This is a genomic window from Cellulosimicrobium arenosum (genome assembly GCF_014837295.1).
GTDB classification, from domain to species: Bacteria; Actinomycetota; Actinomycetes; order Actinomycetales; family Cellulomonadaceae; genus Cellulosimicrobium; species Cellulosimicrobium arenosum.
The window spans coordinates 160,295-176,387 of the sequence record NZ_JACYHB010000001.1 but is presented as its reverse complement, the minus strand read 5'-3'; the positions used below and the strand labels follow the sequence as shown (position 1 = coordinate 176,387).

The following is a 16,093-nucleotide window of genomic DNA, read 5'->3' as shown; positions in this document are numbered from 1 at the left end:
CCGTCGTGGACACCCATTCCTCCCCGGGGCCGGGCGAGGGTTCCGCGACGGACCCCGGCGCGCTCCCCCGCAGCGCCCTGCTGGCCCTGTGGCTCCGTGCGGCGGACCGCCTCGCGCCCGACGACGGGGCGACGCGGCTGCTGCGTGCCGTGCAGCGCGACGACGAACCTCACGTCGTGACGGGCGCTCTGGGCGACCTGCGGCTCGCCGACCTCGTGCACGCCTGGTCCGGCGAGGTCCGCGAGGTCGTCGCGCTCGCGCCGGTCCCGGGTGACGTGAACGGGGTCCCGCTGCCCGTGGCGCCCGCCGCGGCAGACGTCGGCGAGTGCGTCCTGGTGACGACGCCCGCCGGGTCGTGGGCCCTGGTCCCCGGCGTCACCGCGTTCGGCAGCGAGCTCGAACCCGGCCACCTGGTGACCTGGGAGGTCGAGCGGGTCGACGCGTGGTCGACGCGCGTCCAGGGCGCCGTCGGCTCTCTCGCGGACTCCGAGCGCGAGCTGCGGACCGCGCTGCTGGTCGCGACCCGCGCCCTCGACTCGCTGGACGTCGCCCGCTGGCGGGAGGACGCAGCGGGAGCGATCGCCGGGCTGCGCTCGGCCGCGGCCCCGGTGTGGCAGCTGCCCGACGGCGCCGAGCCGCGCGCCGTCGGCGTCCTGGCCCAGGCCGTGCGGCTGCGCGCGATCGTCGACCTCGCCGCGGCCGACGACGGGGGCGCCGTCAACCTGTGGCAGGCCGACCAGCGCTCGACCGCGCTCCGCGAGGTCGACCACGCGGCCCGCCGGGCGATCGGTGCCGCGACGCTGTGGACGGGCGGACCCTCCCTACGTCGTCCGTGAGCCGAGCGCTCGTGAGCTCCCCGCCGTCGCGGGGCTCACCGTCAACGCGACCGGGCATGCTCCCAGCGACGCCGCGGCGTCCGCGGCCGCCGACGACGCGTCGTCGTCCGCAGCGCCCAGCACCCGGGCGGACCTGGCGGTGCTGTCGGCCAGCTCCACGAGCTCCCAGTCCGTGCTCGACCACGACGCCTCGAACCACTCCCGCAGCTGCGTGATCGAAGACTCCACCTCCGGTGCCAGGCACTCCCCGACGTCGGCCCACGAGGTCCGCACCACCAGGCCCGAGTAGGACCAGAACGAGTCGGCGTGCCACGCCACCGCGTCCGGATCGATCGAGTACCCGTTCAATCCCGCCCCCGCTCCTCGTGCTCCCCGGCGATGTCGCCGGGAACGGTCCGCACGCTAGCAGCGCCGGCCGGCGCGAACGGGAGCTCGTCCACAGGCCCTCGCGGACCTGTCGGACGATCGTGCGCGCATCGGACGCCGAGCGTCAGGACCGCTCGAGCACCGCGCGGTAGACCTCGAGCGTGCGCTCGCCGATCGCGTCCCAGGCGAAGTGCTCCTCGACCCGGCGGCGCGCGGCGCGGCCCATCTCGGCGGCGCGCGCCCCGTCGGACACGGCGGCCGTCAGCGCGGCGGCGAGGTCGGCGACGAACCGGTCCGGGTCGAGAGGGGTGCCCGTGCCGTCGTCGGACTGCTCGATGGGGACCAGGGTTCCGGTCACACCGTCGTCCACCACCTCCGGGATGCCGCCGGTCGCGGTCCCGACCACGGGCAGACCCACGGCCATCGCCTCGAGGTTGACGATCCCGAGCGGCTCGTAGACCGACGGGCAGACGAACACGGTCGAGGCGGCGAGCACGGCCACGAGCTCGGGCCGCGGCAGCATCTGCTCGATCCACACGACGCCGCTGCGCTCGGACTGCAGCGCCGCCACCGCGCCGCTCACCTCGGCCGCGATCTCCGGGGTGTCGGGCGCGCCGGCGCACAGCACGAGCTGGACCTCGGGCGGCAGCGCCCGCGCGGCCCGCAGCAGATAGGGCAGACCCTTCTGGCGCGTGATCCGCCCGACGAACACGACGGCCGGGCGCTCGGGGTCGATCCCGAGGTCCCGCACCACGCGGTCGGCCGCGGCGACGTCGTGCTCGCTGTCCGGGCGTCGCCACCCGGCCAGGTCGATCCCGTTGTGCACGACGTGGACCTTCTCCGGGTCGACGCGCGGGTAGACGCGCAGGATGTCCTCGCGCATCCCCGCGGACACGGCGATCACCCCGGCGGCACCCTCGTACGCGGTGCGCTCGGCCCACGACGACAGCGCGTAGCCGCCGCCGAGCTGCTCGGCCTTCCACGGCCGCAGCGGCTCGAGCGAGTGCGCGGACAGCACGTGCGGCACCCCGTGCAGCAGGCCCGCGAGGTGACCACCGAGGTTGGCGTACCAGGTGTGGGAGTGCACGAGGTCGGCACCGGCGACGTCGGCGGCCATCTCGAGGTCGACGCCGAACGTACCCAGGGCCGCGTTCGCCCCGCCGAGCACGGCCGGGACGGAGTAGCCCGTCACCCCGGCGGCCTCCGCGCGGGGACCGTCGAAGCAGCGAACGCGCACGTCCACGTGCTCGCGCAGGACCGCGGACAGCTCGGCGACGTGGACCCCCGCACCCCCGTAGACGTGGGGCGGGTACTCACGGGTCAGCAGGTCGACTCTCACCGTGCACACGCTAGCGGAACAGCCCATGATGCGGGTCGTGCTGCGCGCCCCCGCTCCCAGGGTCTACGGTTCGGGACATGGTCGCCGCACCCCGAGTCCTCGCCATCGTCCTCGCCGGGGGCGAGGGCAAGCGCCTCATGCCCCTGACCGCCTCGCGGGCCAAGCCCGCGGTGCCGTTCGGAGGCAACTACCGCCTGGTCGACTTCGCGCTGTCCAACCTCGTGAACTCGAGGTACCTGCAGATCGTCGTGCTCACGCAGTACAAGTCGCACAGCCTGGACCGGCACATCACCAAGACGTGGCGCATGTCCCCGCTGCTCGGCAACTACGTGGCCCCGGTCCCGGCGCAGCAGCGCGTCGGCAAGCACTGGTACCTCGGCAGCGCCGACGCGATCTACCAGTGCCTCAACGTCATCGACGACGAGCGTCCCGACATCGTCGTCGTCGTCGGCGCCGACCACGTCTACCGCATGGACTTCTCGCAGATGGTCGACGCCCACGTCGAGTCCGGTGCGGAGCTGACCGTCGCGGGGATCCGCCAGCCGATCTCGCTGGCCGACCAGTTCGGCGTCATCGAGACCGACGCGAAGGACCCGACGAAGATCGCGGCCTTCCGCGAGAAGCCGGCGGACCCGGTCGGTCTCGCCGACTCCCCGCAGGAGATCCTCGCGTCGATGGGCAACTACGTGATGAACGCGGACGCGCTCGTCGCCGCGGTCACGGCCGACGCGACGAACGCGGACTCTCGCCACGACATGGGCGGCGACATCGTCCCTGCCTTCGTGGAGAAGGGCACCGCCGGGGTCTACGACTTCATCCGCAACGACGTCCCGGGATCGACGGACCGCGACCGCGACTACTGGCGGGACGTCGGGACGATCGACTCCTACTACGACGCCAACAAGGACCTCATCGCGGTCACGCCGGTGTTCAACCTCTACAACGGGGAGTGGCCGCTGCACACCGGCTACACCGGTCTGCCGCCGGCAAAGTTCGTGCACGCCGGGCGTGGGCGGCTCGGGCACGCGGCGGACTCCATCGTCTCCCCGGGCGTCATCATCTCCGGCGCGACGGCGGTCGGCTCGGTCCTGTCGCCCGGCACGTACCTGCACTCGTGGGCCTCGGTGTCCGACTCCGTGCTCATGGACGGTGTGCAGGTGCACCGGCACGCCCAGGTCCACCGCGCGATCATCGACAAGAACGTCGTCGTCGGCGAGCAGGCCCGCATCGGGCTCGACCCGGAGCAGGACCGCGCGCGCGGCTTCACCGTCACGGAGTCCGGCATCACCGTCGTGCCCAAGGGCACGGTCGTCGAGTGACCCCTGCACCCGCCCACAGCCCCGCTGCCGAGGACGTCTGCGACCCGATGCCAGGACCCGACCCGACCCGACCCGTCCGCCTGCTCGTCATGGACGTCGACTCGACCCTCATCTCGCAGGAGGTGATCGAGCTCATCGCCGACCACGCCGGCACCCGCGACGAGGTCGCCGCGGTCACCGAGCGTGCGATGCGCGGCGAGCTGGACTTCGCGGCGTCGCTGCGCGAGCGCGTCGCGACCCTCGCCGGCGTCCCGATCGACGCCCTCGACGACGTGCGCCGGCGCGCGACGTTCACGCCGGGCGCGCGCGAGCTCGTCGCCGAGGCCCGACGACGCCGCTGGGAGGTCGCGCTCGTCTCCGGTGGTTTCGCCGAGGTCGTCGGCCCGCTCGCGGCGGAGCTCGGCATCACCTGGTTCCGCGCGAACCGTCTCGAGGTCGCGGACGGCAGGCTCACGGGCCGCACGAGCGGTCCGGTCGTCGACCGTGCAGCCAAGGCCAGCGCGCTGCGCGAGCGCGCCGCCGAGCTCGGGCTGGACGTGCGCGACACCGTCGCGGTGGGCGACGGCGCGAACGACCTCGACATGATCGGCGCCGCCGGGATCGGCATCGCGTTCGCCGCGAAGCCGCTGGTGCGTGCGCAGGCCCCCTACGCGGTGGACGGGCCCCGGCTCGACGCCGTGCTCGACGTGGTCGACCGCGCGGACGCCGCTCGCGCGTGATCGCTCAGGACGGTCGGCCCACGTAGGTCAGGAGCGACCCGCGCTTGTCCCACTCCTGCCAGGGTGCCGCGGACTCCAGCACGCTGTAGGTCGCGGTCGGGACCCCGACGCGCACCTGGGCGAGCGCGCCGTCGTCCGAGGCCGGGTCCGCGAGGTAGGTGGCCGTGGCCGCCATCGTCGGCTCGTGCCCGACGACGAGGAGGGTGCGCACCCGCGGGTCCGTCGCGCGTACGAGGTCCAGGACGTCGCCCACCTCCGCGGCGTACAGCACGTCGCTGGTCAGCACGTCGGGCTCGACGTCGCCCAGGTGTGCCGCGAGCAGCTCCCAGGTCTGGCGGGTGCGCAGCGCGGACGAGCAGAGCACGCTCTCGGGGACGAGGCCCGACGAGCGCAGCGCCTCGCCGACCCGCGGTGCCTGCCGTCGTCCGCTGAGCGCGAGCGGCCGCAGGACGTCGTCGACGCTCCCCGCCGGCTCCGCCTTGGCGTGACGCAGCAGGACGAGTCGTCGGGCGCCACCCTCCGCGTGAGCACTGGTCGCGATCATGCGGTCACTGGCCCATCGCGTGGAAGCCGCCGTCGACGTGCACGATCTCGCCGGTCGTGGCCGGGAACCAGTCGGAGAGCAGCGCGACGACGGCGCGGGCCGCCGGCTCGGCGGTGGTCTGGTCCCATCCGAGCGGCGCCCGACGGGGCCAGCCGTCCTCCATCTGCTCGAAGCCGGGGATCGACTTCGCCGCCGTCGTGCGGATCGGCCCGGCGGACACGAGGTTGGCCCGGATGCCCTCCGGCCCGAGGTCGCGCGCGAGGTAGCGGTTCGCGGACTCGAGGCCGGCCTTCGCCACGCCCATCCAGTCGTAGACGGGCCAGGCGAACTGCGCGTCGAACGTCAGTCCCACGACCGCTCCCCCGCCCGTCATGAGCGGCTTCGCCGCCGTGGCCAGCGACTTGTAGGAGAACGTGGAGACCTGCAGCGCGGTCGCCACGTCGGCCCACTCCGCGGCCAGGAAGTTGCCGCCCATGACCGACTGCGGCGCGAAGCCGATGGAGTGCACGACGCCGTCGAGGACGTCCACGTGCTCGGCGACCCGGCCCGCGAGCTCGGCGAGGTCCTGGTCGTCGGTCACGTCGAGCTGGACCACCGGCGCCGGCGCAGGCAGTCGCTTCGCGAACGCCTGGGTGAGCTTCATCTGGCGGCCGAACGAGGACAGCACGACCTCGGCACCCTCCTCCTGCGCGAGCCGAGCCGCGTGGAACGCGATCGAGGAGTCGGTGAGCACTCCGGTGATCAGGAGCTTCTTGCCGTCGAGCAGACCCATCGGGTTCCTTCCGTCCTGCGCCCGGTCGGCGGGCGCGCTGGGGTGAGCGTACTGAAAGAGAGCGGTGCGGGCGCTCCCGAGGACACGCCTCGGGAGGTTCGAGCGGTCTGTGCGTCAGTGGCCCATGCCGAGACCGCCGTCGACGGGGATCACGGCTCCGGAGACGTAGGCCGCGTCGTCGGACGCGAGGAACTGCACGACGCCCGCTACCTCGTCGGGGTCGGCGAAGCGACCTGCCGGGATCTGCGCCTTGTAGGTCTCCTGACGCTCGGCGGGCAGCTCGGCGGTCATCGCGGTGTCGATGAACCCCGGCGCGACGACGTTCGCGGTGATCCCGCGCGAGCCGAGCTCGCGGGTGACGGAACGGGCCATCCCGACCAGCGCTGCCTTGGACGAGGCGTAGTTGACCTGGCCCGCCCCGCCGTACAGGCCGATCACGGAGGACACGAGCACGATGCGCCCGCGTCGCATCCGGATCATGCCCTTCGTCACACGTCGCACGCAGCGGAAGGTGCCGGTCAGGTTGACGTCGATGACGGACTCGAAGTCCTCGTCGCTCATCCGCAGCAGCAGCGTGTCGCGTGTCACGCCCGCGTTCGCGACCAGCACCTCGACCGGTCCGAGCTCGGCCTCGATCGCGGAGAAGGCGGCGTCGACCGCGGCCGTGTCGGTGATGTCCCCGACGGCGCCGAACACGCCGTCGGGCAGGTCACCGCCGCGGTACACCGTGGCGACGCGGTCCCCGTTGGCGACGAAACGCTCCGCGATGGCGCGACCGATACCCCGGGCGGCCCCGGTGACGACGACGGTGCGCCCGGCGGGCATGGCGGGCGCGGTGGATTCGGGCACGGACGACTCCTCGATCGCTGGTGACGGTCTCACCGACGCTACCGTGCGCGCGCCGCGGGGTGCGCGCACGGACCGTCACGAACACGCCCGGGCGATTGTCGGGTCCCCACAAAACGTAGACTGGGTGCGTGAGGACACGAGGCACGCAGCGCCCGGGCGACCAGCCGGTCCCGAGCATCTCGAACGTGCAGCCGCCCCTGGGGCAGGACCAGGCACGGCGCACCCGCCGCTACCTGATCCAGATGGGGATCCGGCTCCTGTGCTTCCTCGGCGCGATCGCGGTCGGCCCGGTCTGGCTGAAGTTCGTGCTCATCGCCGCCGCGGTGGTGCTGCCGTACATCGCGGTCCTGGGCGCCAACGCGGGACGCGACCAGTCGCACTACGACTCGTCCCCGATGGAGCACCGGGCGCTGCCCTCCGCCGCCACGGGTCCGGACCGGACGATCATGCCGGACGCCGACCGCCCGCCCGCCGACGACCGCCGGCCTCCCGACGACGCGTCACCAGGAGGCCGCGCATGATCGACGTCCTCGGTGTCGCCGACACCGTCCCCGACGACGAGCTCGTGTGCAGCGCCAAGGGCTGCCGCGAGGCCGCCGCGTGGGGCCTGCTGTGGAACAACCCGAAGATCCACACGCCGGAGCGCCGCAAGGTGTGGCTCGCGTGCGACGCGCACCGCGAGCACCTGGAGACCTTCCTCGGCGCCCGCTCGTTCTGGCGCAGCACCGTCGGGGTCGAGGAGCTCGAACGACGGGAACCGTCGTGACCCGTGACGCCCCGCCCGGAGCGCAACCGCCCCCGGCCGGGCCGCTCCCGGTCATGCCGGGTCCGGTGCCGCGTCGGGCCGAGAGCCCGTACGAGCCCCGGACCCGCCGGGAGTGGGTCACGCTCGCCGTCGGCGTGGTCGTCCTCATCGCGCTGTGCCTGCTCGCGGGCCGCTGGCAGTGGAACAGGTACGAGTCGCGCGAGGCGCAGATCTCGCAGATCGAGGAGAACTACTCCGCTGCCGCGGTGCCCGTCTCCGACCTGCTGGCCGCGCCGGGCGAGGGCCTCGACCCCGACGACCAGTGGCGCCCCGTCACGCTCGAGGGTTCCTACCAGCCGCAGGACACGGTGCTGCTGCGCAACCGCCCCGTGAACGGATCGCCCGGCTTCCACGTGCTCGTGCCGTTCGTCACGCAGCCGACGTCGTCCGCACCGCAGGGACTCGTGGTCGTGGTCGACCGCGGGTTCGTCCCGCTCGGGGTCGACGCCGTCACACCGGGAGCCCTGCCGGCTCCTCCCCCGGGCGAGGTCGAGGCCACGGTCACGCTGCGGCCCGACGAGCCCGCGTCGGGCCGGGACGCACCTGGCGGTCAGGTGCAGGCGATCAGCACCGACCAGGTGCTCGCCGCAGGGCCCGACGGCGGCGCGTGGGCAGACGGACGGACCGTCGGCGCCTACGGGCAGCTGCGCACCGAGGATCCCGCACCCGAGCAACGGCTCGAGGCGCTGCCGAAGCCGGACACCGACCCCGGTTCACACCTGTCGTACGCGTTCCAGTGGTGCGTGTTCGCGCTGGGCGCGCTGATCGGGTTCTGGCTGCTCGTGCGCCGCGACCGGCGCGACGCCCGCGGCGAGGACGCCGCACTGACCGCGGGCGACCTCATCGCAGCGCACGACCCGGAGGCGGCTCGCGGCCGCAGGGTCCCGCGCGACCGACGTCCGACCGCCGAGGAGGAGGAGGACGCGCTCGTCGACGCGCAGATCGGCGCGGTGCCCGCCGACGAGCCTGGCCGGGTGCGTCAGGCGAGCGAGACGAGCTCGGCGTAGCCGTCGTTCCAGAGGTCCTCGTCGCCGTCGGGCAGCAGCAGGACGCGCTCGGGCTCGAGCGCCTCGACCGCGCCGTCGTCGTGCGTGACCATGACGACGGCGCCCTCGTACGTCTTGAGCGCACCGAGGATCTCGGCACGCGAGGCGGGGTCGAGGTTGTTGGTCGGCTCGTCGAGCAGCAGCACGTTCGCGGCGGACACGACGAGCGTCGCGAGCGCGAGCCGCGTCTTCTCCCCGCCGGACAGCACGTTCGTCGGCTTGTCCGCGTCGTCGCCGGAGAACAGGAACGACCCGAGGGTCGAGCGGACCTGGGTGTCGGTGAGGTCGGGGGCGGCGTGGCGCAGGTTCTCCACGACCGTCACGTCCATGTCGAGCGTGTCGTGCTCCTGGGCGTAGTAGCCGATCTTCAGACCGTGGCCCGGGAGGACCTCGCCCGTGTCCGGCTTCTCGACACCGCCCAGGATCCGCAGGAGCGTCGTCTTGCCCGCGCCGTTGAGCCCGAGCACCACGACGCGGCTCCCCCGGTCGATCGCGAGGTCGACCCCCGCGAAGACCTCCTGCGACCCGTACGCCTTGGACAGCCCGGCCGCGGTCAGGGGCGTACGACCGCACGGGGCCGGCTTCGGGAACCGCAGCTTGGCGACCTTGTCGGTCTGCCGTTCGCCCTCGATGCCGGCCATGAGCTTCTCGGCCCGGCGCATCATGTTCTGCGCCGCGACGGCCTTGCTGGCCTTCGCGCGCATCTTCTCGCCCTGGGCCTGCAGCACGCCGGCCTTCTTCTCGGCGTTCTGCCGCTCGCGGCGACGGCGGCGCTCGTCCGTCTCGCGCTGGTTGAGGTACGCGTCCCAGCCGAGGTTGTACTGGTCGAGCTCGCCCCGGTTCGCGTCGAGGTGGAAGACCTTGTTCACGGTCGCGCGCAGGAGGTCGTTGTCGTGGGAGATCACGACGAACCCGCCGCTGTACGCCTTGAGGTAGTCGCGCAGCCAGATGATCGAGTCGGCGTCGAGGTGGTTCGTCGGCTCGTCGAGGAGCAGCGTCTGGACGCCGGAGAACAGGATGCGCGCGAGCTCGATGCGGCGGCGCTGGCCGCCCGAGAGCGTGCCGAGCTGCTGGGCGAGGACGCGGTCGTCCAGGCCGAGGTTGCTCGTGATGCGGTGCGCCTCGCTCTCCGCCGCGTACCCGCCCGCGGCCTGGAACCGTTCCTCGAGCCGCGGGTAACGCTCCATCGCGGCCTCGTGCGTCTCGGTGTCCATGCTCGCCATCGCACCCTCGGTCTCGCGCATCTGCCGCACGATCTTGTCGAGGTCGCGCGCCGAGAGCACCCGGTCCATCGCGACGACGTCGAGGTCGCCGGTGCGCGGGTCCTGCGGGAGGTAGCCGATGTCGCCGCCTCGCGTGATCTTCCCCGCCGTCGTCAGGGTCTCCCCCGCGAGCGTCTTGGTCAGCGTCGTCTTGCCGGCACCGTTACGACCGACGAGGCCGATCCGGTCGCCCGAGGCGATCTGGAACGTGGCCTCGTGCAGCAGGACGCGGGCGCCGAAGCGCAGCTCGACGCCGTGGGCGGTGATCAACAGGGGGTCCTCTCGGGGGGTTCGGGGAGGCCCGACGGCGGCCGGTCGCCTCGGCGCTCGGGGCGCACGGGCAGGACCGGCCCGCGGTGGGCCGACCCCGAGTCTACGGGTCGGGGCGACCGCGCCGCTCGGACCGGGGGCCGGTGCGGGTGCACGGGGTTAGGTTGTGCCGGTGACGTTCCAGGAAGGTGGCTCGTTCGAGGGCGGGCGCGTGCGCAAGGGCGGTGGCCGGCGCAAGGGTCCGATGATCGCGGGCGGCGGGATCGGTGCGGTGCTCGTGACCCTCGCGCTCGTGCTCCTCAGCGGTCAGACCGGGATCGACCTCACCGGCCTGAGCGACGGCGCAGGGAGCGGCTCCGAGGCGCTCGGACCGGGCCAGGAGCAGGTCGTCGGGGACTGCACGGCGCAGGAGGCGAACACGGACCGCGAGTGCGAGCTCAGCGCGACGGCCCAGTCGCTCGACGCCTTCTGGGCGTCAGCCCTGCCGGAGCAGGCCGGCGTCGAGTACGTCCTGCCCGAGGTCGTGAGCTTTACCGGCCAGGTCTCCACCGGCTGCGGCGCGGCGACGAGCGCCGTCGGGCCGTTCTACTGCCCACCCGACCAGACCGTGTACCTCGACCTCGACTTCTACGACGAGCTCACCTCGCGCTTCGGCGCGAACGACGGCGGCCTCGCCCGCATGTACGTCGTGGCGCACGAGTTCGGGCACCACATCGAACAGCAGACGGGCGCGATGGATACCGCCGAGCGCGGCGGGACCGGACCGGAGTCCGACTCGGTGCGGATCGAGCTCATGGCCGACTGCCTGGCCGGCATGTGGGCCGGGCACGCCGCGACGACGGTCGACCCCGACACGGGCGTGACGTTCCTCGAGCCCATCACCGACCAGCAGGTCGCCGACGCGCTGTCCGCGGCGTCCGCCGTCGGCGACGACCGCATCCAGGAGTCCGCGACGGGCAGCGTGGACCCCGAGGCCTGGACGCACGGGTCGAGCGAGCAGCGTCAGCGCTGGTTCACGATCGGGTACGAGGGCGGCACGCTGCAGGACTGCGACGCGCTGAGCGCGTCGTCCCTGTGACGACGCGCGTCACAGCTCGATCGAGTACATCCGCGACCCGGAGACCTTCTCGTACCCCAGGCTCGCGTACAGCCCGTGCGCACCCGACGGGTTCTCGGTGTCGACGTCGAGCACCGCGTACTGCATGCCGTCCGCGGCGAACGCGCGCATGCCCGCGGCGAGCGCCGCGACCGCGACCTTGCGTCCTCGGTACGCGCGGCGTACGCCCAGCAGCTCCGTGTAGCCGAACGTGTAGCCGCGGACGCCGAAGTCCTCGTCGTAGCGGCTGGCCATCTCGTAGCCGACGACGAGCGGACCGCCCGCGCGCAGCGCCGCGGCGGTGTGCGGATCGGTGTGCTCGTCGGCCAGGAGCGCCTCGACGTCGGGAGCGTCGTCGACCACGAGATACGACCAGTGCGGGGCGAACTCGCTGCGGCCGTGCGCCCACGACTGCGCGTCGCGCGGCTCGCTGCCCCAGTGGTCGCGGAACGCGTCGTTGTGCGCGAGCCGTGTCGCCTCGTCGAGCTCCTCGCTCCACGGCACCACGCGCAGCGCGCCGTCGAGCGCGACGTCCGGAACGGGGCCGGCGAGGTCGCGGCGCAGGTCGGAGTAGAACCGGCGGGCCGTGAAGCCGTACCGCTCGTAGAGGCGGAGCTTGGCCGGCGGGTCGGTGTCCTCGGCGTAGACCGCGATGCGCCCAGGGATCTCCTTGCCGCTCGCCGCCAGGAGCTGGCGTCCGCGCGCGACCTCCCAGCCGAACAGCTCGCGGCCGACCCCCATGCCGCGGTGCGTCGGGTGGACCCCGCCGTTCAGGAACGCCCGCACGGTCGTCACGTCGCCCGGCGCCGTGTCGACGAACGCCCACGCCCTGAGCGACCCCGCGCGGTCGACGCCGACGAGCGAGTCGCGCTCCACGTCACGCCAGGCACCGGTGAACAGGTCCTCGACCTCGGCGATCGTCTCGCGGTACGGCTCGTCGTCGGCGGCCGCGATCTCGTTCTTGAGCGTGAGCAGGGCCGCTGCGTCGGCGCGCGCGGCGGGACGCCACCCGAGCCCGCCGGCGGTCACGGGCGGGAGGTCTGTGGGCGCCGCGGCGCGCTGCGCGATCGGCGCGAGGAAGGACATGCGCCCACGCTAGGCCAGCTCGCGCCGTCAGGCACGCGCATTGCGCGCCACCCGGTCTCCCTCCCGGACGTCGGGCCGCGCACCCGTGTGCTCCCCGACGGGTGGGACGGCCCGTCCCGGCGGGGGCCGCGCCGACTACCCTGCGGGTATGTCTGATGCTCTTGCCGACGCCCGCTCCCAGGCCTTCGCCGACGCGCTGCGCACCCGCGTCGTCGTGGCCGACGGCGCGATGGGCACCATGATCCAGGACCGCAACCCGTCCATGGAGGACTACCGAGGTCTCGAAGGGTGCAACGAGATCCTCAACGTCTCGCGCCCGGACATCATCGCCGAGGTGCACGACGAGTACCTCGAGGTCGGCGTGGACGCGATCGAGACGAACACGTTCGGCGCGAACTGGTCCAACCTGTCGGACTACGACATCGACGACCGCATCCGCGAGCTCGCGGCGGCCGGCGCCCGTATCGCGCGCGAGCGCGCCGACGCGTACTCCACCCCCGACCACCCACGCTGGGTCCTGGGCTCGATGGGACCCGGCACCAAGCTGCCGAGCCTCGGGCACACGACGTACGCGCACCTGCGCGACACGTTCGCGCTCCAGGCGGCAGGGCTGCTCGACGGCGGGGCGGACGCGATCCTCGTCGAGACGAGCCAGGACCTGCTCCAGACGAAGGCCGCGGTCAACGGGTCGCGCGCGGCGATGCGCGAGGTCGGTCGCTCGGTGCCGGTGATCGCCTCGGTGACGGTCGAGACCACCGGCACCATGCTCATGGGGTCGGAGATCGGCGCGGCGCTGACGACGCTGCAGGCGTTGAAGGTCGACGCGATCGGCCTGAACTGCGCGACCGGCCCCGCGGAGATGAGCGAGCACCTGCGCCACCTGTCCCGGCACGCGGAGGTGCCGGTGACCTGCATGCCCAACGCCGGGCTCCCGGTGCTCGGCAAGGACGGGGCGTCCTACCCCCTGACGCCGCCGGAGCTCGCCGCCGCGCACACGCAGTTCGTGGACGAGTTCGGCCTGGGCCTGGTCGGTGGGTGCTGCGGGACGACGCCGGAGCACCTGCGCCTCGTGGTCGAGGCCGTGCGCGGGCGACGCGTGGCCGAGCGCCACCCCGAGCGGGAGAACGGCGTCGCGAGCCTGTACTCGCACACCGACCTGCACCAGGACGCGTCGTTCCTGGCGATCGGCGAGCGGACCAACGCCAACGGCTCGAAGGCGTTCCGCGAGGCGATGCTCGCCGAGAACTGGGACGAGTGCGTCGACATCGCGCGCGCCCAGACGCGGGACGGCGCGCACCTGCTCGACGTGTGCGTCGACTACGTGGGGCGCGACGGCGTCGCGGACGTACGGAGCGTCGTGTCGCGGCTCGCGAGCGCGTCCACGCTGCCGCTCGTCATCGACTCGACCGAGCCGGAGGTGATCGCAGCCGGGCTCGAGCTCGTGGGCGGTCGCGCCGTCGTGAACTCGGTGAACTTCGAGGACGGCGACGGCCCGACGTCCCGCTTCGCACGGGTCATGCCGGCGGTCGTCGAGCACGGCGCCGCGGTGGTCGCGCTGACGATCGACGAGGAAGGCCAGGCCCGGACGGCCGACCACAAGGTGGCGATCGCGTCGCGGCTCGTGGACACCCTGGTGTCCGAGTGGGGCATGCGGGTGGACGACATCATCGTCGACGCCCTGACCTTCCCCATCGCGACCGGGCAGGAGGAGACGCGCCGCGACGCGATCGAGACGATCGAGGCGATCCGCGAGATCACGCGTCGCTACCCCGGCATCCACACGACGCTCGGCGTGTCCAACGTGTCGTTCGGCCTCAACCCCGCGGCACGCACCGTGCTCAACTCGGTGTTCCTGCACGAGGCGGTCGAGGCCGGCCTGGACTCCGCGATCGTGCACGCCGCGAAGATCCTCCCGCTCGCGCAGATCCCGGACACCCAGCGCGAGGCCGCGCTCGACCTCGTGTGGGACCGGCGCGTGTACGACGACGAGGGCAACCTCACGCACGACCCGCTGTCCCGACTGCTCGAGCTGTTCGAGGGCGTCGACTCGGCGGCGCTCAAGGACGCCCGCGCGGCCGAGCTCGAGGCGCTGCCGCTGGGCGACCGGCTCGAGCGCCGCATCGTGGACGGCGCCCGCAAGGGCCTCGAGGCCGACCTCGACACCGCGCTCGCCGAGGGCATGAAGGCGCTCGACATCGTCAACGACCACCTGCTCGAGGGCATGAAGGTCGTCGGGGATCTCTTCGGTCGTGGCGAGATGCAGCTCCCGTTCGTGCTGCAGTCGGCCGAGGTGATGAAGACGGCGGTCGCGCACCTCGAGCCGCACATGGAGCGCGTCGAGGGCCAGAGCGGGAGCAAGGGCACGATCGTGCTCGCGACCGTGCGCGGAGACGTGCACGACATCGGCAAGAACCTCGTCGACATCATCCTGACGAACAACGGCTTCACGGTCGTGAACATCGGGATCAAGCAGCCGATCTCCGCGATGATCGAGGCCGCCGAGGAGCACGACGCCGACGTGATCGGCATGTCCGGCCTGCTCGTGAAGTCGACCGTGGTCATGAAGGAGAACCTCGCCGAGCTGACCTCGCGCGGCTACGCCGAGCGCTGGCCCGTGCTGCTGGGCGGCGCCGCGCTCACCAGGACGTACGTCGAGGACGACCTCGCCGGCCAGTTCCCGGGCGTGGTCCGCTATGCGCGCGACGCGTTCGAGGGCCTGCGGCTCATGGAACCGCTCGTGCGTGTCGCGCGTGGCGCCGACCGCGACGAGGTGGGCCTGCCGGCGCTCAAGAAGCGCCGCCACGCCACCGTGACCGTGACCGAGACCCCGGACGAGGACCTGCCCGCGCGGTCCGACGTCGCCGAGCACAACCCGGTCCCCTACCCGCCGTTCTGGGGCACTCGCCTGGTCAAGGGCGTCCAGCTCGCCGACTACGCGACGTTCCTCGACGAGCGCGCGACGTTCATGGGCCAGTGGGGTCTCAAGCCGGGGCGTGGCGAGGACGGGGCGAGCTACGAGGAGCTCGTCGAGACCGAGGGCCGCCCGCGCCTGGCCGAGTGGTTCGAGCGCATCCGCACCGAGGGGGTCGTCGACCCGTCGGTCGTCTACGGTTACTTCCCCGTGTGGTCCGAGGGCGACGACGTCGTCGTCGCGCACCACGAAGGGCCCGACGGCGGCTCCGGCGGTCCGGTGGGCACCGAGCGGCTGCGCTTCACCTTCCCCCGGCAGCGCCGCGACCGGTTCCTGTGCCTCGCGGACTTCGTGAAGCCGCGCTCGTGGGTCGAGGAGACCGGCCGGTTCGACGTGCTGCCCGTCCAGCTCGTGACCATGGGGACGAGCGTCGAGGCCGCGACGGCGAAGCTGTTCGGCGAGAACAGGTACCGCGAGTACATGGAGCTGCACGGGCTGTCGGTGCAGCTCACCGAGGCCCTGGCCGAGATGTGGCACGCGCGCGTGCGCTCCGAGCTCGGGTTCGCCGACGAGGACCCTGACGACGCGGAGGGGATGTTCAAGCTCGAGTACCGCGGGGCGAGGTTCTCGCTGGGGTATCCCGCCTGCCCGGACATGGAGGACCGTCGCAAGGTCGTGGAGCTGCTGCGCCCCGAGCGCCTCGGTGTCGTGCTGTCCGACGAGCTCCAGCTGCATCCGGAGCAGTCGACGGACGCATTTATCTTGCATCATCCCGAAGCCAAGTATTACAGCGTCTGAGATCAGGACGACGGTAGCTGCGCTCAGCCCACGCGGAAACGGACGAAGCTCACGGGCGATGAGTTCTCGAGTCCT

General features: G+C 72.8%; 15 protein-coding genes. 8 read left to right on the top strand and 7 right to left on the bottom strand.

The genetic code is table 11. From position 1 onward, the window contains the following. Positions 1 to 5: 5 nt before the first annotated feature. The gene (locus IF651_RS00820) at positions 6 to 836 is read left to right on the top strand and encodes a hypothetical protein (RefSeq protein WP_191827189.1); all 831 of its coding nucleotides are present in this window, start codon (positions 6 to 8) and stop codon (positions 834 to 836) included. Here IF651_RS00820 and IF651_RS00815 read toward each other — a convergent pair. Next, complete coding sequence (locus IF651_RS00815; RefSeq protein ID WP_191827188.1) at positions 822 to 1,184, bottom strand: hypothetical protein; 363 nt, start codon at positions 1,182 to 1,184, stop codon at positions 822 to 824. The genes IF651_RS00820 and IF651_RS00815 overlap by 15 nt on opposite strands. A gap of 142 nt (positions 1,185 to 1,326) precedes the next feature. Next, entirely contained in the window at positions 1,327 to 2,541 is a 1,215-nt protein-coding gene (gene glgA, locus IF651_RS00810) for a glycogen synthase (RefSeq protein WP_191827187.1), read from the bottom strand. A gap of 77 nt (positions 2,542 to 2,618) precedes the next feature. On the opposite strand from glgA, the gene glgC reads away from it, so the two are divergent. After that, a complete protein-coding gene (glgC, locus tag IF651_RS00805) occupies positions 2,619 to 3,860 on the top strand; it encodes a glucose-1-phosphate adenylyltransferase (protein ID WP_191827186.1) in 1,242 nt (413 codons plus the stop codon). 47 nt (positions 3,861 to 3,907) lie between these two features. Continuing rightward, positions 3,908 to 4,579 (top strand): phosphoserine phosphatase SerB, encoded by a 672-nt coding sequence (gene serB, locus IF651_RS00800; protein WP_191827551.1) that lies wholly within the window; start codon positions 3,908 to 3,910, stop codon positions 4,577 to 4,579. A gap of 4 nt (positions 4,580 to 4,583) precedes the next feature. On the opposite strand, the gene IF651_RS00795 is transcribed toward serB, so the two are convergent. From IF651_RS00795 to fabG, 3 genes are all read right to left on the bottom strand, one after another. Further along, positions 4,584 to 5,123 (bottom strand): SixA phosphatase family protein, encoded by a 540-nt coding sequence (locus tag IF651_RS00795; protein ID WP_191827185.1) that lies wholly within the window; start codon positions 5,121 to 5,123, stop codon positions 4,584 to 4,586. 4 nt (positions 5,124 to 5,127) lie between these two features. Then, a complete protein-coding gene (gene fabI / locus IF651_RS00790) occupies positions 5,128 to 5,895 on the bottom strand; it encodes an enoyl-ACP reductase FabI (protein WP_191827184.1) in 768 nt (255 codons plus the stop codon). Positions 5,896 to 6,009: 114 nt separating this feature from the next. Further along, the gene (fabG, locus tag IF651_RS00785) at positions 6,010 to 6,720 is read right to left on the bottom strand and encodes a 3-oxoacyl-ACP reductase FabG (RefSeq protein ID WP_191827550.1); all 711 of its coding nucleotides are present in this window, start codon (positions 6,718 to 6,720) and stop codon (positions 6,010 to 6,012) included. 152 nt (positions 6,721 to 6,872) lie between these two features. Between fabG and IF651_RS00780 the strand changes: the two genes are divergently transcribed. The 3 genes from IF651_RS00780 to IF651_RS00770 are packed head-to-tail and all read left to right on the top strand — an operon-like array spanning position 6,873 to position 8,556. Beyond that, complete coding sequence (locus tag IF651_RS00780; protein WP_191827183.1) at positions 6,873 to 7,265, top strand: DUF3099 domain-containing protein; 393 nt, start codon at positions 6,873 to 6,875, stop codon at positions 7,263 to 7,265. Further along, the gene (locus IF651_RS00775) at positions 7,262 to 7,510 is read left to right on the top strand and encodes a hypothetical protein (RefSeq protein WP_191827182.1); all 249 of its coding nucleotides are present in this window, start codon (positions 7,262 to 7,264) and stop codon (positions 7,508 to 7,510) included. Before IF651_RS00780 ends, IF651_RS00775 begins: the two co-directional genes overlap by 4 nt. After that, on the top strand, positions 7,507 to 8,556 hold the full coding sequence (locus tag IF651_RS00770; RefSeq protein ID WP_338403685.1) for an SURF1 family cytochrome oxidase biogenesis protein: 1,050 nt from the start codon (positions 7,507 to 7,509) through the stop codon (positions 8,554 to 8,556). Before IF651_RS00775 ends, IF651_RS00770 begins: the two co-directional genes overlap by 4 nt. Here IF651_RS00770 and IF651_RS00765 read toward each other — a convergent pair. Further along, positions 8,529 to 10,127, bottom strand: coding sequence for an ABC-F family ATP-binding cassette domain-containing protein (locus IF651_RS00765; RefSeq protein ID WP_191827181.1), 1,599 nt, complete (start codon positions 10,125 to 10,127; stop codon positions 8,529 to 8,531). The two genes, IF651_RS00770 and IF651_RS00765, sit on opposite strands and share 28 nt — an antisense overlap. A 172-nt stretch (positions 10,128 to 10,299) precedes the next feature. On the opposite strand from IF651_RS00765, the gene ypfJ reads away from it, so the two are divergent. Continuing rightward, positions 10,300 to 11,205, top strand: coding sequence for a KPN_02809 family neutral zinc metallopeptidase (ypfJ, locus tag IF651_RS00760; protein WP_191827180.1), 906 nt, complete (start codon positions 10,300 to 10,302; stop codon positions 11,203 to 11,205). A 9-nt stretch (positions 11,206 to 11,214) separates the two neighbouring features. Here ypfJ and IF651_RS00755 read toward each other — a convergent pair whose 3' ends face one another. Then, on the bottom strand, positions 11,215 to 12,309 hold the full coding sequence (locus IF651_RS00755) for a GNAT family N-acetyltransferase (RefSeq protein ID WP_191827179.1): 1,095 nt from the start codon (positions 12,307 to 12,309) through the stop codon (positions 11,215 to 11,217). Positions 12,310 to 12,457: 148 nt separating this feature from the next. On the opposite strand from IF651_RS00755, the gene metH reads away from it, so the two are divergent. Further along, the gene (gene metH / locus IF651_RS00750; protein WP_191827178.1) at positions 12,458 to 16,018 is read left to right on the top strand and encodes a methionine synthase; all 3,561 of its coding nucleotides are present in this window, start codon (positions 12,458 to 12,460) and stop codon (positions 16,016 to 16,018) included. Positions 16,019 to 16,093: the final 75 nt, after the last annotated feature.

What these genes read in the sequence shown, in the direction of transcription:
- IF651_RS00755 (WP_191827179.1), bottom strand. Translation starts at nt 12,309, where the DNA reads ATGTCCTTCCTCGCGCCGATCGCGCAGCGCGCCGCGGCGCCCACAGAC.
- glgC (WP_191827186.1), top strand. Translation starts at nt 2,619, where the DNA reads ATGGTCGCCGCACCCCGAGTCCTCGCCATCGTCCTCGCCGGGGGCGAG.
- IF651_RS00775 (WP_191827182.1), top strand. Translation starts at nt 7,262, where the DNA reads ATGATCGACGTCCTCGGTGTCGCCGACACCGTCCCCGACGACGAGCTC.
- fabI (WP_191827184.1), bottom strand. Translation starts at nt 5,895, where the DNA reads ATGGGTCTGCTCGACGGCAAGAAGCTCCTGATCACCGGAGTGCTCACC.
- serB (WP_191827551.1), top strand. Translation starts at nt 3,908, where the DNA reads ATGCCAGGACCCGACCCGACCCGACCCGTCCGCCTGCTCGTCATGGAC.
- fabG (WP_191827550.1), bottom strand. Translation starts at nt 6,720, where the DNA reads ATGCCCGCCGGGCGCACCGTCGTCGTCACCGGGGCCGCCCGGGGTATC.
- IF651_RS00795 (WP_191827185.1), bottom strand. Translation starts at nt 5,123, where the DNA reads ATGATCGCGACCAGTGCTCACGCGGAGGGTGGCGCCCGACGACTCGTC.
- metH (WP_191827178.1), top strand. Translation starts at nt 12,458, where the DNA reads ATGTCTGATGCTCTTGCCGACGCCCGCTCCCAGGCCTTCGCCGACGCG.